This window comes from Knoellia sinensis KCTC 19936 (genome assembly GCF_000768705.1).
GTDB classification, from domain to species: domain Bacteria; phylum Actinomycetota; class Actinomycetes; order Actinomycetales; family Dermatophilaceae; genus Knoellia; species Knoellia sinensis.
On sequence record NZ_AVPJ01000001.1, the window covers coordinates 482975 to 505129 of the forward strand.

A 22155-nucleotide genomic window follows, 5' to 3' on the forward strand; every position below is an offset into this window, starting at 1 on the left:
TGTGGGACATTACCGCTCACGGGTGCGCTGCCGGGGGAACCCAGCCGACTTCCTCAGCTCGAGCCGGTGCGTCCGGCCGGAACGACCACGGTCTCCGAGGACGCCCCGGAGGACATGCGCGAACGCATGGCCCGGGGTCGCCTGACGTCTCCGCTCCCCTATGCCGTGTTCAGTGACTACACGCGGGCCGACGACGAGGTGGCCCTGCCCGTCATCGAGCTCGACAACGGTCTGGTCCGGGCACAGGTCCTCCCCTCACTCGGCGGGCGTGTGTGGTCCATGGTCGACCTCGCGAGCGGCCGTGAACTGCTGCACCAGAATCCACGGCTGCGTTGGGCCAACTTCGGCCTGACCGACGCGTGGTTCGCCGGAGGGATCGAGTGGAACCTCGGATCGACCGGTCACACGACCATGTCGAACCTGCCGATGCACGCAGCGAGGCTCGACACCCCGCTCGGCACCGTCCTCCGGCTGTGGGAGTGGGAGCGCACCCGGGACCTCGTCCTCCAGATCGACCTGTGGCTCCGGGGCGCCCGCCTCATGGCCTCGACGAGGGTGATCAACCCCGACCCGGAGCCGAAGCCGCTGTACTACTGGACCAACATCGCCGTCCCAGAGACGCCGGATACGCGGGTCCTCGTGCCGGCGACCACGGCGTGGCGCACCGACTACGGCGGCCGCCTGGAACGCGTGTCGGTCCCGTTCCCCGACGGACCGGCGGACGTCAGCGTCCCGAGTGCGAGCCGGTATGCCGCGGACTACTTCTTCGACGTCGGCGACCACCCCGGGCGCGTCGTCACCGCGGTCGAACCGGACGGTCGCGGTTTCGGCCAGACGTCGACCGATGCCCTGCGCGGGCGCAAACTCTTCCTGTGGGGCAGCGGGCCCGGAGGCAACCGCTGGCAGGACTGGCTCGGCGCACCCGGGAATCGCTACCTCGAGATCCAGGCCGGGGTCTGCACCACCCAGCTGGAACACGACGAACTCGGTGCGAACGCCACCATCTCGTGGACCGAGGCCTTTGGTGCCATCGAGCTCGACCCCGGACGTACAACCGCTGAGTATGCCGTCGCGTCCAGTTCCGCTCGCAATGCAGTCCTCGAGCAGTCACCACCGGAAAGGCTCGAGGCAGACCACGCCTACTGGCTCGCCCAGGTCGCGGACCGTGCGCCGGAGGAAGTCCTTCACACCGGTTCTGGGTGGGGACGGGTGGAGTTGGCGCTGCGTGGGGACGCGGCACCCAAGGGCCTCACCTTTCTTCAGGTCGACGATGACAGCGCGCCCTTGCGCCGACTGGTCGAGAACGACGATGCCGCCGGCCTCGCCACGTTCTCGCCCGACCTGCCGACGCTGCCCCCCGTGTCGGAACGATGGGTCGACCGTTTCACCGAGATCTCGCGATCAGCCCCGGGATGGTGGGTCCACTACGCCCTCGGCACGGCGCGCCACGTGCGCGAGGACGCGGAAGGTGCGCGGACGGCATACGAGAAGAGTCTTGAGATCCATCCCACGGCATGGGCGATGCGTGGGCTGGCGCTGCTCACCGACGACGCGGACACCAGAGCGAAGCTCTATGCCGAGGCCACGACCCTCGCACCCGAGGACCGGAGGCTGGCGACGGAGCGGCTCCTGGACCTTGCCCGCTCGGGGCGCCATCGGGAGGTGGTCGAGGTCATCGGCTCCCTCATTCCTGCGGTCAGGGAAGCGGGCCGCACGCGCATGATGCTGGCGAATGCGCTCACTGATCTGGGCGAACACGATGCCGCCCTCGAGGTCCTCGCCGACATCGAGGTACCCGACCTGGCCGAGGGCGATCGCACCCTGTCCGACCTCTGGGAGCGACTCCGCCCAGAAGTGCCGGTGCCGGCCCACCTCGACTTCCGGATGTCAGGCGAGGTGCCCGAGGTCATCGAGGGCAACGGCTCCTAGCGGCGTCTGTCCCCGGGCAAGACGTTCGACCTCGCCGACGGCCGCATCACCGAGTCGCCGGAGCTCCGTGCCGAGCGAACCCGCGATGTGCGGGGTGGTGAGGACGTTGGGCAAACGGAGCAGGGGTGAGCCAGCGGGCAGGGGCTCCGGCGCCGTGACGTCGAGAACGGCGTTGAGGCGTCCCGAGACGAGTTCACGGGTGAGGGCGTCCTGGTCCACGAGCGAGCCTCGCGCCGTGTTGATCAGCGTGGCACCGTCGTGCATTGACGCCAGGAGCGCGTCGTCCACGAGGTGGTGTGTCTCGGGCAGTTCGGGAGCATGGACGGTCACGATGTCGCTCGTCACGCAGAGCTCCTCAAGGGTGACGAGCCGGGCTCCGAGGCGTGCCGCGCCCGGCTCGTCGAGGAAGGGGTCCGCGATGACGACCTCGAAGGCGAACGGCTGCACCAGCCCGCACACGAGTCGCCCGATTCGTGAGGCCCCGATGATGCCAACTCGCTTGCCGTAGTTGCCGATCGAGCGCCACTGAGTCACGTCGATGTTGGCGGGGTCGGCACGGTACGCGTCAGCCAGCGGCAGGACCGCCTTGCCGGAGAGGAGGATCGCGGCGAGGGTGTACTCGGCGACGGGAATGGCGTTGGCGTCGGCTGCCGAGGCCACCAGCACGCCCCGCTCCCAGACGGCGGGGGTGAGGTGGTGGCGCACCGACCCAGCGGCGTGCACGACCGCCTTCAAGTGAGGCGCGCGGTCGAGGGCGGCATCGTCGACAATCGGCGCGTCCCAGGACGTGATGAGCACGTCGGTGCGCGCGAGCAGGCGGGTTGCGGCTTCGGACTCGAACTCCGTGAGCTCCTCCAGCGACAGGACCTCGGCGAGCCGCTCGAGACGGCCGAGGGCATCGGTTGACAGAACCTGCTCACGCAGGCCCGTTCGCATGGCGAACGCGATCCTCGGCCGAGTGAGCGGGATCGGGGTGTCCGTCATGAGTGCCTCGTCGGCCGGTGCCCCGACAACCACTGCCCGGTGGCGGCGAGCGCCTCGGCGAGCTCGGGGATCCCTTCGAACCACGCCTTCTCCCACTCGAGGACGAGCGGGAGACGCAGCTCGCGGTCGTCGAGGGCGTCGAGCACCTCACCCAGCGGGAGGATCCCGTGGCCCGTGAGGACCGGCTCGGCCCCCCGTTGACGCGCAGCGACGTCCTTGAGCTGCACGTGGGCGAGCCAGGGCTGGAGCACCGCAGCCGTAGCGGCCGGGTCCTCCCCCGCGATCCAGGGGTGCGCCGCGTCCCAGATGACTCCAACGGTCCGATCACCCACGCCCGCCCTGCGCAGGATGCGCTCGACGTCGACGGCCCGTGGATGGCTGTCGTGCGTCTCCATGAGGATCCTGGCGCCGAGTTCCTCAGCCGCCACTGCCGCACCGGCGATCCGCCGGCCCCCCCGGACATCGTCCTCCGGACCACCGTCGACGCCACCGGGGAAGACGCGCACGCCCCCTGCCCCGATCGCGGCTGCCAGGCGCAGGTGCTCGACGAGGTCACCGATCACGACGTCATCGTCGCCAGGCGCGCAGACCTTGACGTAGCTCGCCAGGGCGAGCACCTCGACGCCGGCGCGGCGACAGACGTCACCCACTGCCTCCGCGTCGTCGCTCGCCATCGACCTCGGCACCACCTCCCCTTCGCCCACTCGGAGCTCGACCGACGTACAGCCGTGCGCCACCACGGTGGCGAGGAAGTCGCGAAGGTGAGCACCCGGCATACCCAGGCTTGAGGCGCCCAGCGCGTCCCTCGGCCAGGTGTCCGGCACGACGGGAGGCTGGCTCACCCCGGCAGTCTCACACAGGGACGATGGGCAGTCCGGCCCTTAACCGTTCGACATCGCGCGTCCGCGACTGGTTGGCTGGCGGGGTGACCGACGATCTCACCCACGAGACGCTCGACCTCGACGACGAGAGCGATTCGAACACGGCGAGGCTCGACGCCTGGCTCGAAGCGGTCGTGCGGGGGTTCCACGTGAGCAGCCCCAACGACGAGTTCCGGACCAAGTGGCTCGCGTCCTCACGCGCCGATGGCAGCGTCGACGTCGGCGTGTGGGAGTCCGCCGACCTGCCGCTGGCGAGCGCGGTGCCAGTGGCGACGTTTGCCCACTTCGTCAAGACGCTGAATGCCGGTGCGGCCGTCATCCCGGCGTGGATGGTCACCGATGTCACCGTGGCGCCGACCCATCGCCGGCGCGGCATCATGCGGCGCCTCATGACGGAGAACCTCGAGAGCGCAGTCGCGCAGTCCATGCCCGTGGCGGTGCTCACGTCCTCGGAGGGGTCGATCTATCAGCGCTTCGGGTTCGGTCCCGCCACGCGGGTGGCGAAGGTGCGCGTCGACACCTCGGAGCGGTTCCGCCTGCGGGAGCGACCGAACGACGGCGGGCGCGTCGTCATGGTCGACCCCGCGACGTCCTGGCCGATACTGTCGGCGATCTTCGCGCGGGCACATGCCACCACGCGCGGCAGCGTCGACCGTCCCGACTACTACGAAGCCGCACGGACTGGCTTCGACTGGGACGAGATGAGCGAGGACCGCAAGCAGCGGATCGCCGTGCGGGTGGGTCCGGACGGCGAGGCGGATGGCTACGTCGCCTACGTCGTCAAGGACGAGGACGCCGACGAGGCAGAAGTCCGCGACCTCGTGGCGACAACCCCCACTGCCCACCTGGCCCTGTGGCAGTTCCTCGCCGACATCGACCTCACGCACGCCGTGCTGGCCACGGTGCCCGTTGTCGACCCTCTGGGCCACGCCCTCGTCGATCACCGTGTCCGCCACACGACGTCGATCGGGGACCACCTCTGGGTCAGGGTTCTTGACGTCCCAGTCGCGCTCGAAGCCCGGCCATGGTTCGCGGACGACCGGATCGTCCTGCGCGTCGTCGACGACCTCGGCCACGCGGACGGATCCTTCGCCATCGCTGCCGAGGGTGGTCGGGCCACGGTGACCCCGTCCAGGGAGGAGCCCGACGTCACCGTCGACGTCGAGACGTTGGGGACGCTCTACCTCGGCGACGTCGGGGTCGACACGATGGCCCGGGCAGGACGCATCGCGGGTACGCACGAAGCCCTGGCGCGGTTCGCCACCCTCGCCGACGGTGGACCGGCGCCCTACTGCAACACGGACTTCTGACCGACCTACCGGGCCTCCGGGTCAGGCGTTGACCGGTTCGGCCGTCTGCCCGAGGCGGGCGTCGCGGATGACGTCGACGAAGCGACCCATGATGTCGTTGAGGCCGAAGTCCTTGGGCGTGAACACCTCTGCCACCCCGAGCGCCTTGAGTCGCGCGGCGTCGGACTCGGGGATGATCCCGCCGACGATGACGGGGATGTCGCCAGCACCGGCGTCACGCAGGCGCTCGAGCACCTCAGGAACGAGTTCCATGTGCGACCCCGACAGGATCGAGATGCCGACGAGGTGGACGTCCTCGGACACCGCGGCCGCGACGATCTGCTCGGGCGTCAGGCGGATGCCCTGATAGATCACCTCGAAGCCGGCGTCACGGGCACGCACCGCGATCTGCTCGGCGCCGTTGGAGTGACCGTCGAGGCCGGGCTTGCCGACGAGCACGCGCAACTTCTCACCCAGCTCGTCACCCAGCCCGGCAACCCGCTCGCGCACCGCGGACAGTTCGGCACCGGCAGCTCCACCGGTGAGGCCCACTGAACCGGTGACACCCGTCGGTGCACGGAACTCGCCGAAGACCTCGCGCAGCGCCTGTGCCCACTCCCCCGTCGTCACCTCTGCGCGAGCGCACTCGAGCGAGGCCTCCATGAGGTTCTCGTCGGTGACGGCCACCTCGCGCAGGCGAGCGAGCGCCGCGGCAGCGCGGTCACGCTTGGCGGGGTCGGCGTCGCGCTTCTCGCGCCACTCACGCACGGCTGCGGCCGCGGCCGTTTCGACGCCCGCGTCCACCGTCTGGATCGCGGTGTCGAGGTCCGCAGTCAGCGGGTTCGGCTCGGTCGTCTCGAACTTGTTGACGCCGACGATGATGTCCTCGCCCGCCTCGATCCGCTGGCGGCGCAGCGCGTGCGAGGCGACGAGCGCCGACTTCATGTAGCCGCTCTCGACGGCAGCAACCGCGCCACCCATGTCCTGCACGCGAGCGATCTCAGCCTTGGCTCCGGCGATGAGCTCGGCGACCTTGGCCTCGACAACCGTCGACCCCGCGAAGAGGTCCTCGTACTCAAGGAGGTCCGACTCGAACGCGAGCACCTGCTGCATGCGCAGCGACCACTGCTGATCCCACGGACGCGGAAGGCCGAGCGCTTCGTTCCACGCCGGCAGCTGGACGGCGCGCGCACGTGCGTCCTTCGAGAGCGTCACGGCGAGCATCTCGAGCACGATGCGCTGGACGTTGTTCTCCGGCTGGGCCTCGGTGAGGCCGAGCGAGTTCACCTGGACGCCGTAGCGGAAGCGCCGCTGTTTGGCGTCGGTGACGCCGTAGCGCTCCCGGGTCAGCTCGTCCCACAGCTCGACGAAGGCGCGCATCTTGCACATCTCCTCGACGAACCGGACACCGGCGTTGACGAAGAAGGAGATGCGGGCGACGACCTCGCCGAACCGCTCCTCGGGCACCTGACCCGCATCACGGACAGCGTCCAGCACGGCAATCGCCGTGGACATCGCGTAGGCGATCTCCTGCACGGGCGTCGCGCCGGCCTCTTGGAGGTGATAGCTGCAGATGTTGATGGGGTTCCACTTGGGGATCTCGGCGACGGTGTAGCTCACCATGTCAGTGATGAGCCGCAGCGACGGCGCCGGCGCGAAGACGTAGGTCCCGCGCGACAGGTACTCCTTGATGATGTCGTTCTGCGTGGTGCCACCGAGCGACTTCACGACGGTGGCCGGGTCCTCACCTGCGGCGACGGCCTGGTCCTCGGCAGCGACCTGATACATCGCGAGCAGCCACATGGCGGTCGCGTTGATCGTCATCGACGTGTTCATCTGGCCGAGCGGGATCTGGTCGAACAGCGCACGCATGTCCCCGATGTGCGAGATCGGCACACCGACCTTGCCAACCTCACCGCGCGCGAGGACGTGGTCGGGGTCGTAGCCGGTCTGCGTCGGCAGGTCGAACGCCACCGAGAGGCCCGTCTGCCCCTTCGCGAGGTTGCGTCGGTACAACGCGTTCGAGGCAGCGGCACTGGAGTGGCCGGCATACGTGCGCATGACCCAGGGGCGGTCACGCTCCGGACGAGCAGGAGCTGCGGCAGCGGGCGCCGGTGAGGCAGAACGGTCTTCGGGCATGCGCTCAACGCTACGCGGCGTCCAGCGGTCGAGACAGGTTCTCAGGCGGTGAGAGTGCTCACGCTTGAGGGCCGCCGCGCTGGCGCGACGAGGTCGATGAGCCACTCGATCGGACCGCGCCCGACGAACCTCGCCCACGCCCATGCCACCGCGACACTCACCGTGACGAAGAGCACGAACGGCACCCATCCGCGCTGTGGGAATTCGGGGATCAGGACGACGAGGAACAGGACGTGCGCGACATAGAGCGACAACGCCACCTGCCCGACGCGAGCCAGCGGGCGCAGGGCTGGCGGATCGGCGCGTCCCTTCCGTCCCAGCGTGGTCACCATGATCGCTCCGTATGCCGCGAGCGCCAGTCCGTTCTCCTGCACCTGATCCGTGAAGTCACCGGAGAATTCCACCGGGAAGCCGAGCAGCTCCAGGGCGAAGGCTGTCCAGACCATGGCGAAGCCACCGATGAGACACCACCAGGCTGCCCGCTCGTCGTCCAGCCCTCGACGGGCGAGGACCGCACCGATGAGGAAGAGCGGAAGCAGGGTGAGGACGCGGTAGTGGGTGTTGAGGACGAGCCACTGGAGCAGCGGGTTCTGCACCCAGTCAGCCTCCGGCACGCCGTCCGTGACGCCCGTGCCGCCCGCTCGGTTGACGGCCTCGATGACGAACGGCCCGACGGCGAACAGTGCTGCGGCCAGGGCAATGAGCCATCGCGAGCCGAGCAGGAGCAGGGGGGTGCCGACAATCAGCAGCAGGCCGAGGATGTGCAGGATCACCGCCACCCAGTGGTTCGCGTGCTCGAGGCCGACGCCGAGCAGGATCAGCGCCCCGCCCCTCACCACCGCGCGGGCGATGCCACGGGCGACGGAGGGCCCCGGAAAGACCAGTCCGGCCGCCACGCCCATCGAGAGCGCGAAGAGGGGCGACGCGAGATCGTTGACCTGGCTGAGGAGGAAGGCCACACCCTGCGAGACGCGCCCGCTGATGAAGGGAAGTGCGTGGGCGATGACCATCGCCACGACTGCCAGCCCGCGGGCAGCATCGAGACCCAGGTTGCGTCGGGGAGCGGCGGGCTGGTCGGTCACCCGGTCAGTATCGGCGACGGATCAGCCGACCGCAGCGCCGTCGGCCGATTCGGTCTGGCCGACGACATGCGCCAGCCGCGCCCGGTGCAGGAGTCGGCGAGTGCGCTGGTCGGCCTCCACGATGCAGAACGTCCGCGAGCCTCGTCGCGCGCGACGGAGACACTCGACGATGACGCCGAAGCCCGTCGCGTCGCCGATCTCGCACTCGGCCAAGTCCAAGAGGAGGTCGTCGCTGCCGTCGTCGACGATGCGGTGCAGGACGAGGCGCAGGTCCGGCACGGTGTGGATGTCGAGGCGCCCGCGCAGGGAGACATGGTGTCCGGTCGTGTCGCGGCGCTCGTCGAGCGTGACGAGCGTGTGCACAGGATGCGTCATGGCGGCCTCCTCCCTGTGCCGTCCATTGAACGGGACGGTCCCCACAGGCCGGGCATGCGTCGAGTAAAGAATCGGCAAAGGCCAGCATGTGGACGTGGGAAGGTGACGTGCGTCAGCCTGTGGCCCGGACCGACGCCGCGCCCAGACGACCATCTGGCAGGCTCGGGCCATGGTCAACCTCACCCGCATCTACACCCGTACCGGCGACGACGGCACCACGGCGCTGGGCGACTTCAGCCGTACGAGCAAGACCGACCCACGCCTGGCGGCCTACGCCGATGCCAATGAGGCCAACGCGGTCATCGGCGTCGTCCTCGCGACAGGGGACCTCACCGACGACGTCCGAACCATTCTGCTGCGGGTGCAGAACGACCTGTTCGACGTCGGCGCCGACCTGTGCACGCCACTTGTCGAGAACCCCGAGTACCCACCACTCCGGGTCCAGAGCGCGTGGATCGACGAGCTCGAGGCCGACTGCGACACCCAGAACGCCAAGCTCGAGAAGCTGCGCTCCTTCATCCTCCCTGGCGGCACGGTGGCCGCTGCCCATCTCCACCAGGCCACGACGGTGGTGCGCCGGGCGGAGCGCGCGACGTGGGCCGCGATCGAGGCGCATGGCACCGACGTGGGGACCAGCAAGGGTGAGGGAGGCGTCAATCCGGTGACGGCGGCATACCTCAATCGCCTGTCCGACCTGCTCTTCATCCTCGCCCGAGTGGCGAACCTCGACGCGGGTGGCGACGTGCTGTGGCAGCCGGGCGGCGGCCGAGCCGAGGCCCCGACGAAGAAGGGGCGCAGCGTCCCGGAGTCGGACGACCCGACGACCGACGACGACTGATCAGCTGGTCGGCGACGCGCTTGGCGTGCTGACGGAGACCGGGTCGCTACTGAGCATGGCCGCCCCGGAACCCTCGCCGAAGCCACACTTCGCGGGGTCGCCGGACCCGAGAGTCACGTCCTTCAGGGTGGAGTAGCCGCCGCCTCCCTGAAGGGACTGGCCGACCCGCACCTCGGTTCCGCTGGGGAGCCTGACCCCGTCCAACGTGTCGTCGCCGAGCAGCGGGACAGTTCCCTCGGGCCACACCACCGGCACGTGGTCCGGGGGCCCTTGGTCGAGCACGAGACAGCCCTGGTCGTTGCGGGTCAGGATGCCCAGAACCTGAGCCTGATCCGCCCCGTCGACTGGTGCGGACACCAGCAACCGCACATCCGAGGGAGCGGACTCCTCTCCGAGCAACCCACATCCAGACACAGCGAGCAGCAAGGACGCCACCCCTGCCGTGACACTCCACGACCCACGAGCGCGATCCCTCATGCGACGTTGACGTTGAAGCCGGGCGGCGAGCTCTCGAGCCAGGCCCGGACCGCGGTGTAGGCGGCCGTGCTCATCGCCAGCTCGTAGTCCGTCGACCGCGATCGGCCGACCACCGAGATCGCGTCGGCCGGCAGCCCGGGCACGGCGTCGGGCAACCGTTTTGGCGCACCGAGATCGAGATCGTGGCGCAGCCACGAGTGGGCCGGACGCGGCGAGGGACCGACGACCGAGAACCAGTCGAGTCGATCCCCCGCGATGCGCACGAGTCCCAGCCGCCAGCGGCGGTCACCCGTGTTGATGGCGCAGAGCATGAGCGGTTTGCCTCCGGAGATGTAGCGGCGGCGCAGCCAGATGTAGACGATGAACAGCACGATGAGGGCGAGGACCACCGCGAGCACGAGCTCAACGGTGGCGATCGCACTCATGACGTTGCGCGCTCGCTCAGTTGCCCAGGCCGGAGGCGTCGACGGCCTCGGCAAGGATCGTCACGCGGTCGTGGTCGACCGACAGGAAGCCACCGTCGATGGTGGCCGTGCGCACGCCACCCTCGCCGTGGATCTTGATCTCGCCCTGCACGAGGACGCCGAGGATGGGCGTGTGGCCGGGCATGATCCCGAGCTCACCATCGATGGAGCGGGCACTCACCTGGCTCGCCTCGCCCTCCCAGACCTTGCGGTCCGCGGCGACGAGTTCGACCTGAAGCTGGCTCACGTGTTCCTCCGGGAAGTGGTGTGGAGATGAAGTCTAGCGGCGCGGGCGGAGTGCCCTCGTCGCCCTATGCCGCAGGGCCGACACCGCGCGCGGCATCGGCCCTGCGAATCGTGCATGGTCGGATCAGAGATTCTTCTGGATCTCCGCGGCCTGGCGCTCGACGTCGTCGAGGCCACCGCACATGAAGAAGGCCTGCTCGGGGAAGTGGTCGTACTCGCCGTCCGCGATCTTGGTGAAGGCCTCGATCGTGTCGACCAGCGGAACCGTCGAACCCTCGATGCCGGTGAACTGCTTGGCAACATAGGTGTTCTGCGACAGGAAGCGCTGGATGCGACGTGCGCGGTTGACGAGGATCTTGTCCTCTTCGGAGAGCTCGTCGATACCGAGGATCGCGATGATGTCCTGCAGCTCCTTGTTGCGCTGGAGGATCTGCTTGACGCGCACCGCGGTGTTGTAGTGGTCCTCGGCGATGTAGCGACGGTCGAGGATGCGCGACGTGGAGGTCAGCGGGTCCACGGCCGGGTAGATACCGAGCGAGGCGATCTCACGCGAGAGCTCGGTCGTCGCGTCGAGGTGCGCGAACGTCGTGGCCGGGGCCGGGTCGGTGTAGTCGTCGGCGGGCACGTAGATCGCCTGCATCGAGGTGATCGAGTGACCACGCGTCGAGGTGATGCGCTCCTGGAGAACGCCCATCTCGTCGGCGAGGGTCGGCTGGTAGCCCACGGCGGACGGCATACGACCGAGAAGGGTCGACACCTCCGAACCGGCCTGCGTGAAGCGGAAGATGTTGTCGATGAAGAGGAGCACGTCCTGCTTCTGGACGTCGCGGAAGTACTCCGCCATCGTCAGGGCCGACAGCGCGACGCGGAGACGCGTGCCCGGCGGCTCGTCCATCTGGCCGAAGACCAGGGCGGTCTGGCCGAGGACGCCGGCCTCTTCCATCTCGGCCATGAGGTCGTTGCCCTCACGGGTGCGCTCACCGACACCGGCGAACGTCGAGACGCCACCGTGGTCGCGGGCGACGCGGGCGATCATCTCCTGGATGAGGACGGTCTTGCCGACACCGGCACCACCGAAGAGGCCGATCTTGCCACCCTGCACGTAGGGCGTGAGGAGGTCGATGACCTTGATGCCGGTCTCGAACATCTGCGTCTTCGACTCGAGCTGGTCGAAGGCGGGCGCCTTGCGGTGGATGCCCCAGCGCTCGGTGACCTCGAGGGTCTCGCCCTCGGGGAGGTCGAGGACGTCACCGGTCGCGTTGAAGACGTGACCCAGGGTCGCGTCGCCGACGGGAACGGTGATCGGGCCGCCCGTGTCCTGCACCTTGGCGCCGCGGACGAGGCCGTCGGTCGGCTGCAGGGAGATGGCGCGAACCATGTTGTCGCCGATGTGCTGGGCGACCTCGAGGTTCAGGTTCTTGGACTCGCCGCCGAGCTCGACGGAGGTGGTGAGCAGGTTGTACTGCTCGGGCATCGCGTCGACGGGGAACTCGATGTCGACGACCGGGCCGATGATGCGCGAGACCCGGCCGATGCCGCCGGGCTCCGGTGCGACGTACGCAGTGTTTTCACTGACAGTGGCAGTCATGGGTTTCTCTCTCACTTGCTCTCGGCCAGGGCGCTGGCGCCACCGACGATTTCGCTGATCTCTTGGGTGATCTCCGCCTGACGGGCCTGGTTGGCCAGTCGGGTGTACTTCTTGACGAGCTCCTCGGCGTTGTCCGTCGCGGACTTCATCGCCCGCTGGCGCGCCGCGAGCTCGGAGGCCGCCGCCTGGAGCATGGCGTTGAACAGGCGCGAGTTGACGTACTTCGGAAGCAGGGCGTCGAGGACCTCCTCGACGTTGGGCTCGAACTCGTAGAGCGGGAACAGGTCCCCCTCGGCAGGAGCCTCGGTGCCCTCGACGATCTCGAGGGGCAGGAGGCGGATGACCTCGGGCTCCTGGGTGACCATCGACACGAAGCGCGAGTAGACGATGTGGACCTCGTCCACGCCGCCTTCGGCCTCGGTGTCCATGAGGAAGTCGTCGACGAGACGCTGGCCGATTTCGCGGGCGCGCTCGAAAGCGGGCTTCTCGGAGTCACCGGTCCACTCGGCAGCGAACTCGCGCTGGCGGAACGAGTAGTAGCCGACGGCCTTGCGACCCAGGAGGTACGGAACGGCCTCCTTGCCCTCGTCACGCAGTCGCGCGATGAGCTTCTCGGACTCCTTGAGCACCGACGACGCGTAGGCGCCGGCCAGTCCGCGGTCGGACGTGATGATGACGACCGCCGCGCGGGTCACCTTGTCCTTCTCGCTCGTGAGGACGTGCTCCTCGTTGGAGAAGGTCGCCACGGCCGACACCGCACGCGTGATCGCACGCGCGTAGGGCGTCGACTCGCGCACGGCCTGCTGTGCCTTGACGACGCGAGCCGCGGCCATGAGCTCCATGGCCCGCGTGATCTTCTTCGTCGCGCTGACGGAGCGGATGCGCTGCCGGTACTCCCGGATCTGCGCTCCCATAGGTTTCCGCCTTCCTGTCTGGTCTGTCCTGCGAAAAAAGTTCGTATGCCGTGTGGTCGCCTTCGCGACCTCGCGATCCGTGCCGTGTGGTCACCGAGGTGACCACACGGCATACGGAGTCAGCGCTTCTGCTTGACGATCTGCTCCTGGGCGGAGTCGAGGGCGTCCTCGCCGCTCTCGGTCTCGTCGCCGACCGGGACGTTCTCCTTGTCGGAGGGCTCGAAGCCCTTCTTGAAGGAGTCGATCTCGGCCTTGAGAGCCTCTTCGGTGGAGTCCTCGAACTTGCCCGTCTCGCGGATCGCGGCGAGCAGGTCACCCTTGCTGCGACGCAGGTGGTCGAGGAACTCGGCCTCGAAGCGGCGGATGTCCTCGACGGCAACGTCATCGAGCTGACCGGTGGTGCCGGCCCACACGGAGACGACCTGCTCCTCGACCGGGAACGGCGCCGACTGCGACTGCTTGAGGAGCTCGACGAGGCGAGCACCCTTGGCGAGCTGTGCCTTGGACGCGGCGTCGAGGTCGGACGCGAACATCGCGAACGCCTCGAGGGCGCGGAACTGGGCCAGGTCGAGCTTGAGGCGACCGGAGACCGACTTCATGGCCTTGGTCTGCGCAGCTCCACCGACTCGGGAAACCGAGACACCCACATCGACCGCGGGGCGGACGTTGGAGTTGAAGAGGTCCGCCTGGAGGTAGATCTGGCCGTCGGTGATGGAGATGACGTTGGTCGGGATGTAGGCCGAGACGTCACCAGCCTTGGTCTCGATGATCGGGAGGCCGGTCATCGAGCCCGCACCGAGCTCGTCGTTGAGCTTCGCGCAACGCTCGAGCAGACGGGAGTGCAGGTAGAAGACGTCACCCGGGTAGGCCTCGCGGCCCGGCGGGCGGCGGAGGAGGAGGGAGACGGCGCGGTAGGCCTCGGCCTGCTTGGACAGGTCATCGAAGACGATGAGGACGTGCTTGCCCTGGTACATCCAGTGCTGCCCGATGGCCGAGCCGGTGTAGGGCGCGAGGTACTTGAAGCCCGCGGAGTCGGACGCGGGAGCCGCGACGATGGTGGTGTACTCCATCGCGCCGGCCTCCTCGAGGGTGCCCTTGACCGACGCGATCGTCGAGCCCTTCTGGCCGATGGCGACGTAGATGCAGCGAACCTGCTTCTCCGGGTCGCCGGTCTCCCAGAACTCCTTCTGGTTGATGATCGTGTCGACGGCGACGGTGGTCTTGCCGGTCTGACGGTCACCAATGATGAGCTGACGCTGGCCACGGCCGATCGGCGTCATGGCGTCGACGGCCTTGAGGCCGGTCTGCAGCGGCTCGTGCACCGACTTGCGCTGGACGACCGATGGGGCCTGGAGCTCGAGCGCGCGGCGCTCGTCGCTCTCGATGTCGCCCATGCCGTCGATCGGGTTGCCGAGCGGGTCGACGACGCGGCCGAGGAAGTTGTCACCGACGGGGACCGAGAGGACCTCTCCGGTGCGCTTGACCTCCTGGCCCTCCTCGATCTTGGAGAAGTCACCGAGGATGACGACACCGATGTCGTGGACGTCGAGGTTGAGCGCGAGGCCCAGCGTGCCGTCCTCGAACTCGAGGAGCTCGTTGGTCATGGCCGAGGGCAGACCCTCGACGTGGGCGATGCCGTCGCCGGCGTCGGTGACTCGGCCGACCTCTTCGCGGGAGGCCGCGCCGGGCTCGTAGGACTGGACGTAGGTGTCCAGCGCGTCCCGGATCTCCTCCGGACGGATCGAGAGCTCCGTCATGTGATCTCTTCTCCTCAGGTACCGGCCCCGCGGTGGGGCCGAAGTGTGTGGGCTTCGTGCTTGTTCAGATGTGGTCGAGCTCGAGAGCCCGTATGCCGTGTGGTCCGGTCGTCCGTCAGCCGGCGAGGTCGCGCTGGACCGCCTCGAGGCGGCGCAGAACGGTGCCGTCGACGACCTCGTCGCCGATCTGGACGCGGATCCCGCCGACGACGCTCGGGTCGAGCACCGATCGGAGGGTGACCTTCTTGCCATAGATCGCGCGCAGCGCCGAGGTCAGGCGGTGCTGCTGACGCTCGTCGAGCGCGACGACCGAGGTGACGAGGGCCGTGAGCTCGTCACGACGCTCGGACGCGAGCTTGAGGTAGGACTCAAGGACGCGGTCGAGCCGACGGCCACGCGGCACGAGCACAGCCTGCTCCGCGAGGCGGATCGTCTCGGGCTGGACCTTGCCCTCGAGCAGGCCACGCACGAGCCCGGCCTTGCCCGTGGAGTCGGCGTTGCGGCTCGACAGCACATCGCGAAGCTCGGCGTCCGACGCGACGATGCGCTCGAAGCGGAAGAGCTCGTCCTCGACGTCGTCGATCCGCTCACCCTTCTCGGCACCGGCGAGGAGGGCACGGACCGCGAGCGACTCGAACGTGTCGCCGAGGTCGCCCTCCTTCTGCCAGCGCTGCGCGACGACCTCACCGGTGAGGGTGTTGGCCGCCTCGCTGACCTTGCCTCCGAAGAGCCGGTCGGCGAGACCACGCTTCGACTCACCGTCACGAGACGGATCCGCGAAGGCACGGCGCAGCGAGACGTCGCCGTCGATGGCGGCGTTGATCGCGAAGAGCTCCTCGGCGAGCGCGGTGCGGTCGACGCCGTCGAGGGCCAGGGCGAGGGCCTTGTCGGCCGCCGCCCGGGCACCACGAGACGAGCCACGCATCAGGCGTCCCGCCCTGCCGTGCCGTCGGTGCCCAGGTCGAGCTGGCCCTGCGCGGGCGCGTCGGCCTGCTCGGGCGCCGGGACGGACGCCGCCGCAACCTTCTCGGGACGGACGGTGCCGCCCTCGAGCTCGGAGAGGAAGCGGTCGATGAGGCCCTTCTGACGGACCTCGTCCTCGAGGGACTCGCCGACGATGCGGCTGGCGAGGGTCGTCGAGAGGGTGCCGACCTCCGAGCGGAGCGAGACCACGGCCTGCTGACGCTCGGCCTCGATCTGGCGCTTGGCCGACTCGGTGATCCGGCTCGCCTCCGCCTGCGCCTTGTCGCGCATCTCGGTGACGATGGATGCACCCTCGGCCCGCGCCTCCTCACGGATGGCGTTGGCCTCGGTGCGAGCCTCGTGCAGCTGGGCTTCGTACTGCTGGAGCGCGGCCTGGGCCTGGGCCTGGGCCTGGGCCTCCTCGGCCTGCTCCATGCCGCCCTCGATGGCGGCACGACGCTCCTCGTAGGCCTTCTCCAGGTTGGGCACGACCTTGGTCGAGACCACCCAGTAGAGGATCCCGATCATCACGAGGCCGAAGATCAGCTCCGGGATGTGTGGGATGAGGGGCATCTTGGCGCCCTCGGCCGAGGCCAGGGAAACGACCGACGATGCGGTGGCGGTGAACTGCACGGGTACTCCTAGTGCTTCGTGCCGGATCGGTGTGGGTGAGCCTCTGGGATCAGAGGAAGAAGAGCACCAGGCCGAAGATCGCGAGCGCCTCGGCGAGCGCGAAGCCAAGGATGGCGATCGGCTGCAGGAGGTTGCGAGCCTCGGGCTGACGGGCCACACCGTTGATGTAGGCGGCGAAGATCAGGCCGACGGCGATGGCCGGGCCGATGGTCGCGAGGCCGTAACCGACGAGCGAGAGGTTGCCTTCCACGATGATTCCTCTTTCGTGTTTCTGGGGGTCCCGCCACGGCCGACTGCCGGGCGGAAGAACTTGGGTGATGTTGCAGGACAGCTATGAAGTTGTGGGTGAAGCAGTCTGTGGTGCCAGTGACCGTCAGTGGTCGTCGGCGAGGGCTCCGGCGATGTAGCTCGCGGAGAGCAGGGTGAAGACGTAGGCCTGGAGGAACTGGACGAGCGCCTCGAACAGGAACATGACGGCGGCCATGATGAAGGTCGGCACCGCGAGCAGCTTGAAGACGACGCCCTGGGTGAGGAAGAACGCACCGGCGCTCACGAAGAGCACGATGAGCATGTGACCGGCGAACATGTTGCCGAAGAGTCGCAGGGCGAGCGTCAGCGGGCGGGTGATGAAGTAGGTGATCAGCTCGAGGAAGAAGATCGCCGGCTTGATCCAGCCCGGGAGGCCGTCCGGAACCATGTGCGCGAAGTAGCCCTTGACGCCGTGCTTCTTGATGCCGATCCAGTGGTAGACCACGTAGACCACGAGGGTCAGCGCGATCGGGAAGCCGATCTTGCCCATGGTCGGGTTCATCACGGGCGGCAGGATGCCCATCCAGTTGTTGAGCAGGATGAGGGCAAAGAGGCTGAAGAGCAGCGGGACGAACTTGAGGAAGTGCTTGGTCCCGATCATGTCGCGGGCGACGCCGTTCCGCGCGAAGTTGTAGAAGCCCTCCATGAGCCACTGGCCCTTGGACGGGACGATCGCGGCGTTCCTGGAGAGCGCGACCATGGCGACGCTGAGCACGAGGACGGAGACGCCACCCCAGACCATCTGCTCGGTGATGGCCCAGTTGCCCTCACCGATCAACGGCAGCCAGAAGATGTCGGGCGAAGGGGTGGTGAACTCACCACCCTCGTCGGCGGCGACGACGGCGGTCGTGGTCCCTGCAGCCAGCGCAGTCAGGATCACAGGTGGTTCTCCTCGTTCATGGTGATGGCGGCACCCTGCAATCGCGGCTCGAACGCGAGTCGCTTGCGGCCGTAGGTCAGGGGCGTCACGACGTACCGTACCGGAGCCAGATGGTGTAGAGCGACAGACCCATCCCGGCCAGGATCCCGAGCACGACGATGAAGCCGGTGCCGAGGAGTTTGTCGAGTCCGAAGCCGATCGCGCCGAAGACGGCGGGACCGGTGATGAGGTACGCAATGACGGTCGCACCGAGAGCATCTGCGCGCGCGGTGGAGCTGGGCAACTCGGGATCGTCGTGCCACTTCGCGAAGGGCTCGTGGCCCTCGACGCCCTTGGGGATCTTGCGCTCGTCGTCGCTCATGACCCCGCTCCTCCATCGAGGGCGCCGGGGTGGATCTCGTGGCGCGCGCGGAGGTAGCCGGCGATCTGGCCGACCTGCATGACGAGCGTCTGCACGATGGCTGCCAGCGCGAAAGCGCGCCCGTCCAGCCAGTCCACGCTGCGCAAAGCGAGCACGACGGCGACGATGAGGATGAGCTGACCGAGGTAGACGACCCCGGCGCCAGCCATCGACGTCGCGGCCGGCCCGAGGACCACGGCGGTGATGCCCAGGAGGCCTGCGAGGAGGACGACGAAGACCGTCCCGGCACCCGCGAGAGCGGACAGCGCGGCGTGCTCACCGGCATACGACCAGAAGGCTGTGGGAAACACGAGAAGGGAGATCATCCCCGGAACGAGAGCACCCCGCAGCATCATCCGGACCGGGGTCCGTGGCGCGGGTGTCGAAGTCACTTCTGGGCTCTCCGTCGAGGGGGTTCCGGGTGCTTGTGAAAACTATCACAAGCGTTTCGGCATCACCAACTGGCCGACCCGAGAGGGGGTCCCCTACGACAATTGCGGGGCGAATACACTCACGGCCATGAGACAGCGGCTCCTCGTCGGCCTGGCCTGCGCGGACGCCGCACTCCTCTTCCTCGCGTTCGTCATCGCGGCGTACCTGCAGTTCGACTCCCACCCCTTCAGCGACGCCGTCCTGGCGCAGACGCAGGGGCGCGATCTCGTCGACATCCTCGTCATGTCGCTCCTCGGCTCGGCAGCCGGAAGCCTGCTCGTCACAGGGCTCATGCCGCAGGGCCCGCCGCGACCGACATACAGCCGCGCCGCGCTCGCCGCCCTCCTGGCCTTCCTCGCCATCACGGCGCAGATCGTGCTCGCGCGTCCGTACTACTCGCGCCCACACCTCTTCACGACGCTCGCCATCTGGCTGGGGCTCGTCCTGTTGCTGCGGCTGGTGCTCCGCCTCAAACCGTGGACCGAGCGTCTCCTCATCGTCACGAACTCGCACGGGATCGTGCGCGCCCTCGACGAAACTCCGCACATCACGGTCGTCGGGGTCATCGACCCGGGGACCGACGACCCTCCCGGCGCTCCCCCGGCCGACACGATTCTCACCGTCGACCTCAGCGCCCCATGGTCGCGCGAGGTCACGCGCTACGTCTCCGCCACTTCGGTGGCCGGCCGCGAGGTTCGCCAGCTGAACGACGTCTACGAGGAGCACACCGGCCGCGTGCCCCTCGGCCACCTCTCCGAGGGGTGGGAGATCGAGACGTCGCTGTTGCGCAAGCTGCCGTTCCTGCCCTTCAAGCACGCGCTGGATCTCGTCCTCGTCGTCCTCACCAGCCCCCTGTGGATGCCCCTCATCGCGATCGTGGCCGTCCTCGTCCGCATCTTCGACGGCAGCCCGGTGATCTTCCGCCAGGTCAGGGTCGGGCGCCGCGGCGAACTCGTCGAGCTCTTCAAATTCCGCACCATGCGTGCCGACGCCGAGTCGCAGGGCGCACGACAGGCGACCGGTGACGACCCGCGGATCACGCCGCTCGGCAAGTTCCTCCGCAGCGTCCGCCTCGACGAACTCCCGCAGTTCTTCAACGTCCTCCGCGGCGAGCTCTCCCTCATCGGGCCGCGGCCCGAACAGGTGAGTTTCGTCGAGAAGTACCGCGAGGCGATCCCCTTCTACGACCAGCGCCACCTCGTGCGGCCCGGCATCACCGGGTGGGCCCAGGTACGCCACGGCTACGCCGCGTCGGAGGAGGAGACGATCGAGAAGCTCTCCTACGACTTCTACTACCTCAAGCACATGTCGCCGCTGCTCGACCTCGAGGTCTTCGCGCGGAGCATCTGGACCATCGCGTCGGCCTCCGGAACCAAGCCGAAGGCCCGGCCCTCCGCCGAAGAGGCGCGAGCGCTGGCCGAGGAGGCCGCCGAACAGGCCGCGGACGACCGCCGCAGCCGCCGCGAGCGCCCCACCGGCTGACCATCCTCTGAACGACTTATTGCCCGTTCGGCCCGGCTCCCAGCACCGGTGAACGGTGCTGGGAGGGTGGCCGAACGGGCAATAAGTCGTTGCCTCAGCGGGGGTATGCCGGGAAGCGCGTCACGAGGTCAGTCACCTCCGCGCGCACCTCCTTGGACACCGCGTGCTCCGGGTCGGCGTCACCATCGACGACAGCGCGGGCGATGAGTCCGCCGATGGTCCGCATCTCGTCCTCACCCATGCCCTGCGTCGTGACACACGGGGTGCCCACGCGGATGCCGCTGGCGATGTTGGGCTTCTGCGGGTCGAAGGGGATGGCGTTCTTGTTGAGCGTGATCCCGGCCGCGTCGCAGCGCGCCTCGGCGTCGGCGCCGGTCACGAGGACCTGCTGCAGGTCGTGCAGCGACAGGTGGGTGTCGGTGCCGCCCGTCGTGGGACGGATGCCCTTCTCCCCCAACGTCTCCGCGAGGACCTTGGCGTTGGCGATGACCTGCTTGGCGTAGGCCTGGTACTCAGGCGAGGCGCACTCCTTGAAGTTCGTCGCCTTGGCCGCGATGGTGTGCATCTGCGGGCCACCCTGCATCATCGGGAAGACGGCCTTGTCGATGGCGGCCTTGTGCTCTTCCTTGCAGACGATCGCGCCGGAACGCGGACCACGCAGCACCTTGTGCGTCGTGAAGCTGACGACGTCGGCATACGGAACCGGGCTGGGGATGGCCTTGCCTGCGACGAGTCCGATGAAGTGCGCCGCGTCGACCCAGAAGATCGCGCCGATCTCGTCGGCAACCCGGCGGAAGAACTCGAAGTCGATGAGCCGCGGGATCGCGGAACCGCCGGCGAGGATCACCTTGGGCTTGTGCTCCTTGGCCAGGCGCTCGACCTCGTCGTAGTCGATGTCCTCGGTCTCCTTGTCGACGCCGTAGTGGACGGCGTTGAACCACTTGCCCGAGAAGGACATCTTGGTTCCGTGGGTGAGGTGCCCGCCGTGCGGAAGGCTCATGGCGAGGATGGTGTCGCCGGGCGACATGAAGGCGCCGTAGACCGCCTGGTTGGCGCTGGCCCCCGAGTGCGGCTGCACGTTGGCGTGGTCGGCCTCGAAGAGTGCCTTGGCGCGCTCGATGGCGAGCGACTCGGCCTTGTCGACCTCGGAGCATCCGCCGTAGTAGCGACGACCCGGGTAGCCCTCGGCGTACTTGTTGGAGAGGGTCGACCCGAGGGAGGTCAGCACCGCCGGCGAGGACATGTTTTCACTGGCGATGAGCTGCAGGCCACCGCGCAGGCGGTCGAGCTCGGACACGAGCACACCCGCGATCTCTGGGTCGAAGGACTCCAGGGCCCCGAAGTCCGAACCGTAGAACGTCTCACTCATCGCTGCTGCTCTCCTCGGGTGCTGGTGCCGGGTCGTCCGACGCGTCCGGCTCGTCTGCCGGCAACTCTAGGTGTTGGGCCGCAAGGGCCAGGATCTCGTCTGCGTCGATCGCGCCGCGACGCAGGATCACCGGCTCGGGCTGGGTGCAGTCGACGATCGTGGAGGGCAGGCCACCGGTGACCGGACCGCCGTCGAGATAGAACTCCACCGACGCCCCCAACTGGGTGGCTGCGTCGATCACGGTGCGAGAGGCCGGATGTCCGGTGCGGTTCGCACTGCTCACGGCCATCGGCCCCACGGCCTGAAGAAGCTCGAGCGCGACTTCGTGGTCGGGCATGCGCACAGCCACCGTCCCGCCGGTGTCGCCCAGGTCCCACATGAGCGAGGGCTGCGCCTTGAGGACGAGCGTGAGGGGGCCGGGCCAGTACTCCTTGATGAGGGCTCGGGCGTAGTCGGGCACGTCGATGGCCAGCCCGTCGACGGTCCGGACGTCCGCGACGAGGACCGGCGGAGGCATCTCGCGGCCGCGGCCCTTCGCGTCGAGCAGCCGCTGCACCGCGTCGGGCGCGAAGGCATCGGCGCCGATGCCATAGAGGGTGTCGGTGGGCAGGACGACGAGGTCGCCCTGGCGCACGCCGGCGGTCGCCTTGGCGATGCCGTCCTGACGCCCCTCGGGCGTCGTGCAGTCGAAGACCGGACTCATGGGGCCAGCCTAGGACCGCGC

The 22155-nt window shown here is 68.5% G+C and carries 23 protein-coding genes; 4 read left to right on the plus strand and 19 right to left on the minus strand.

Translation table 11 applies throughout. The features are described from left to right. The first annotated feature begins 66 nt into the window (after positions 1-66). Positions 67-1929 carry a DUF5107 domain-containing protein gene (locus tag N802_RS02250; protein WP_052109312.1) on the plus strand — a complete coding sequence of 621 codons (1863 nt, stop codon included), beginning with the start codon at positions 67-69 and terminating at the stop codon, positions 1927-1929. Here the strand turns inward: N802_RS02250 and N802_RS02255 are convergent. Next, positions 1888-2913 (minus strand): hydroxyacid dehydrogenase, encoded by a 1026-nt coding sequence (locus N802_RS02255; protein WP_052109350.1) that lies wholly within the window; start codon positions 2911-2913, stop codon positions 1888-1890. The genes N802_RS02250 and N802_RS02255 overlap by 42 nt on opposite strands. After that, the gene (locus N802_RS02260) at positions 2910-3755 is read right to left on the minus strand and encodes a sugar phosphate isomerase/epimerase family protein (RefSeq protein WP_156971238.1); all 846 of its coding nucleotides are present in this window, start codon (positions 3753-3755) and stop codon (positions 2910-2912) included. Before N802_RS02260 ends, N802_RS02255 begins: the two co-directional genes overlap by 4 nt. Positions 3756-3838: 83 nt before the next feature. On the opposite strand from N802_RS02260, the gene N802_RS02265 reads away from it, so the two are divergent. Further along, entirely contained in the window at positions 3839-5104 is a 1266-nt protein-coding gene (locus N802_RS02265; RefSeq protein WP_052109313.1) for a GNAT family N-acetyltransferase, read from the plus strand. Between the two features lie 21 nt (positions 5105-5125). On the opposite strand, the gene N802_RS02270 is transcribed toward N802_RS02265, so the two are convergent. From N802_RS02270 to N802_RS02280, 3 genes are all read right to left on the minus strand, one after another. After that, complete coding sequence (locus N802_RS02270; protein WP_035911440.1) at positions 5126-7144, minus strand: protein meaA; 2019 nt, start codon at positions 7142-7144, stop codon at positions 5126-5128. 119 nt (positions 7145-7263) lie between these two features. Then, positions 7264-8304: an acyltransferase family protein gene (locus N802_RS02275; protein WP_035911442.1), complete on the minus strand. Its 1041-nt coding sequence runs from the start codon at positions 8302-8304 to the stop codon at positions 7264-7266. 21 nt (positions 8305-8325) lie between these two features. Beyond that, on the minus strand, positions 8326-8679 hold the full coding sequence (locus N802_RS02280) for an STAS domain-containing protein (RefSeq protein WP_052109314.1): 354 nt from the start codon (positions 8677-8679) through the stop codon (positions 8326-8328). A 169-nt stretch (positions 8680-8848) separates the two neighbouring features. On the opposite strand from N802_RS02280, the gene N802_RS02285 reads away from it, so the two are divergent. After that, positions 8849-9517: a cob(I)yrinic acid a,c-diamide adenosyltransferase gene (locus N802_RS02285; protein ID WP_035911445.1), complete on the plus strand. Its 669-nt coding sequence runs from the start codon at positions 8849-8851 to the stop codon at positions 9515-9517. Here the strand turns inward: N802_RS02285 and N802_RS02290 are convergent, their stop codons facing one another. From N802_RS02290 to N802_RS20410, 12 genes are all read right to left on the minus strand, one after another. After that, positions 9518-9874 carry a hypothetical protein gene (locus tag N802_RS02290; protein WP_156971239.1) on the minus strand — a complete coding sequence of 119 codons (357 nt, stop codon included), beginning with the start codon at positions 9872-9874 and terminating at the stop codon, positions 9518-9520. 116 nt (positions 9875-9990) lie between these two features. Continuing rightward, entirely contained in the window at positions 9991-10419 is a 429-nt protein-coding gene (locus N802_RS02295) for a DUF2550 family protein (protein ID WP_035911449.1), read from the minus strand. Positions 10420-10435: 16 nt separating this feature from the next. Beyond that, positions 10436-10705, minus strand: a complete 270-nt coding sequence (locus N802_RS02300; RefSeq protein ID WP_035911452.1) for a F0F1 ATP synthase subunit epsilon — start codon at positions 10703-10705, stop codon at positions 10436-10438. Positions 10706-10828: 123 nt separating this feature from the next. After that, positions 10829-12292 carry a F0F1 ATP synthase subunit beta gene (gene atpD / locus N802_RS02305; RefSeq protein ID WP_035911454.1) on the minus strand — a complete coding sequence of 488 codons (1464 nt, stop codon included), beginning with the start codon at positions 12290-12292 and terminating at the stop codon, positions 10829-10831. Between the two features lie 11 nt (positions 12293-12303). Continuing rightward, positions 12304-13206, minus strand: a complete 903-nt coding sequence (locus N802_RS02310; protein WP_035911457.1) for a F0F1 ATP synthase subunit gamma — start codon at positions 13204-13206, stop codon at positions 12304-12306. A 119-nt stretch (positions 13207-13325) separates the two neighbouring features. Next, positions 13326-14963 (minus strand): F0F1 ATP synthase subunit alpha, encoded by a 1638-nt coding sequence (gene atpA / locus N802_RS02315; RefSeq protein ID WP_035911460.1) that lies wholly within the window; start codon positions 14961-14963, stop codon positions 13326-13328. Positions 14964-15078: 115 nt separating this feature from the next. Next, positions 15079-15888 (minus strand): F0F1 ATP synthase subunit delta, encoded by an 810-nt coding sequence (locus N802_RS02320; protein WP_035911463.1) that lies wholly within the window; start codon positions 15886-15888, stop codon positions 15079-15081. Continuing rightward, positions 15888-16559: a F0F1 ATP synthase subunit B gene (locus N802_RS02325; RefSeq protein WP_281175117.1), complete on the minus strand. Its 672-nt coding sequence runs from the start codon at positions 16557-16559 to the stop codon at positions 15888-15890. Before N802_RS02325 ends, N802_RS02320 begins: the two co-directional genes overlap by 1 nt. A gap of 49 nt (positions 16560-16608) precedes the next feature. Next, entirely contained in the window at positions 16609-16815 is a 207-nt protein-coding gene (locus tag N802_RS02330; protein WP_211253445.1) for an ATP synthase F0 subunit C, read from the minus strand. 117 nt (positions 16816-16932) lie between these two features. Then, entirely contained in the window at positions 16933-17748 is an 816-nt protein-coding gene (gene atpB / locus N802_RS02335; protein WP_052109315.1) for a F0F1 ATP synthase subunit A, read from the minus strand. Positions 17749-17833: 85 nt separating this feature from the next. Continuing rightward, positions 17834-18109 carry an AtpZ/AtpI family protein gene (locus N802_RS20735; protein ID WP_052109316.1) on the minus strand — a complete coding sequence of 92 codons (276 nt, stop codon included), beginning with the start codon at positions 18107-18109 and terminating at the stop codon, positions 17834-17836. Beyond that, positions 18106-18540: a hypothetical protein gene (locus tag N802_RS20410; protein ID WP_169743380.1), complete on the minus strand. Its 435-nt coding sequence runs from the start codon at positions 18538-18540 to the stop codon at positions 18106-18108. The genes N802_RS20735 and N802_RS20410 overlap by 4 nt, the downstream gene beginning before the upstream one ends. A gap of 127 nt (positions 18541-18667) precedes the next feature. On the opposite strand from N802_RS20410, the gene N802_RS19245 reads away from it, so the two are divergent. Beyond that, entirely contained in the window at positions 18668-20062 is a 1395-nt protein-coding gene (locus N802_RS19245) for a sugar transferase (RefSeq protein WP_052109317.1), read from the plus strand. A 94-nt stretch (positions 20063-20156) separates the two neighbouring features. Here N802_RS19245 and N802_RS02355 read toward each other — a convergent pair whose 3' ends face one another. Together N802_RS02355 and N802_RS02360 are read right to left on the minus strand one after the other, a co-directional pair. Then, complete coding sequence (locus tag N802_RS02355; protein ID WP_035911467.1) at positions 20157-21431, minus strand: serine hydroxymethyltransferase; 1275 nt, start codon at positions 21429-21431, stop codon at positions 20157-20159. Beyond that, positions 21424-22134 carry an L-threonylcarbamoyladenylate synthase gene (locus N802_RS02360; RefSeq protein WP_035911470.1) on the minus strand — a complete coding sequence of 237 codons (711 nt, stop codon included), beginning with the start codon at positions 22132-22134 and terminating at the stop codon, positions 21424-21426. The genes N802_RS02355 and N802_RS02360 overlap by 8 nt, the downstream gene beginning before the upstream one ends. Between the last annotated feature and the right edge of the window lie 21 nt (positions 22135-22155).

What these genes read in the sequence shown, in the direction of transcription:
- N802_RS02255 (WP_052109350.1), bottom strand. Translation starts at nt 2,913, where the DNA reads ATGACGGACACCCCGATCCCGCTCACTCGGCCGAGGATCGCGTTCGCC.
- N802_RS02270 (WP_035911440.1), bottom strand. Translation starts at nt 7,144, where the DNA reads ATGCGCACGTATGCCGGCCACTCCAGTGCCGCTGCCTCGAACGCGTTG.
- N802_RS02280 (WP_052109314.1), bottom strand. Translation starts at nt 8,679, where the DNA reads ATGACGCATCCTGTGCACACGCTCGTCACGCTCGACGAGCGCCGCGAC.
- N802_RS02285 (WP_035911445.1), top strand. Translation starts at nt 8,849, where the DNA reads ATGGTCAACCTCACCCGCATCTACACCCGTACCGGCGACGACGGCACC.
- N802_RS02295 (WP_035911449.1), bottom strand. Translation starts at nt 10,419, where the DNA reads ATGAGTGCGATCGCCACCGTTGAGCTCGTGCTCGCGGTGGTCCTCGCC.
- atpD (WP_035911454.1), bottom strand. Translation starts at nt 12,292, where the DNA reads ATGACTGCCACTGTCAGTGAAAACACTGCGTACGTCGCACCGGAGCCC.
- N802_RS02310 (WP_035911457.1), bottom strand. Translation starts at nt 13,206, where the DNA reads ATGGGAGCGCAGATCCGGGAGTACCGGCAGCGCATCCGCTCCGTCAGC.
- atpA (WP_035911460.1), bottom strand. Translation starts at nt 14,963, where the DNA reads ATGACGGAGCTCTCGATCCGTCCGGAGGAGATCCGGGACGCGCTGGAC.
- N802_RS02320 (WP_035911463.1), bottom strand. Translation starts at nt 15,888, where the DNA reads ATGCGTGGCTCGTCTCGTGGTGCCCGGGCGGCGGCCGACAAGGCCCTC.
- N802_RS20735 (WP_052109316.1), bottom strand. Translation starts at nt 18,109, where the DNA reads ATGAGCGACGACGAGCGCAAGATCCCCAAGGGCGTCGAGGGCCACGAG.
- N802_RS19245 (WP_052109317.1), top strand. Translation starts at nt 18,668, where the DNA reads ATGAGACAGCGGCTCCTCGTCGGCCTGGCCTGCGCGGACGCCGCACTC.
- N802_RS02355 (WP_035911467.1), bottom strand. Translation starts at nt 21,431, where the DNA reads ATGAGTGAGACGTTCTACGGTTCGGACTTCGGGGCCCTGGAGTCCTTC.
- N802_RS02360 (WP_035911470.1), bottom strand. Translation starts at nt 22,134, where the DNA reads ATGAGTCCGGTCTTCGACTGCACGACGCCCGAGGGGCGTCAGGACGGC.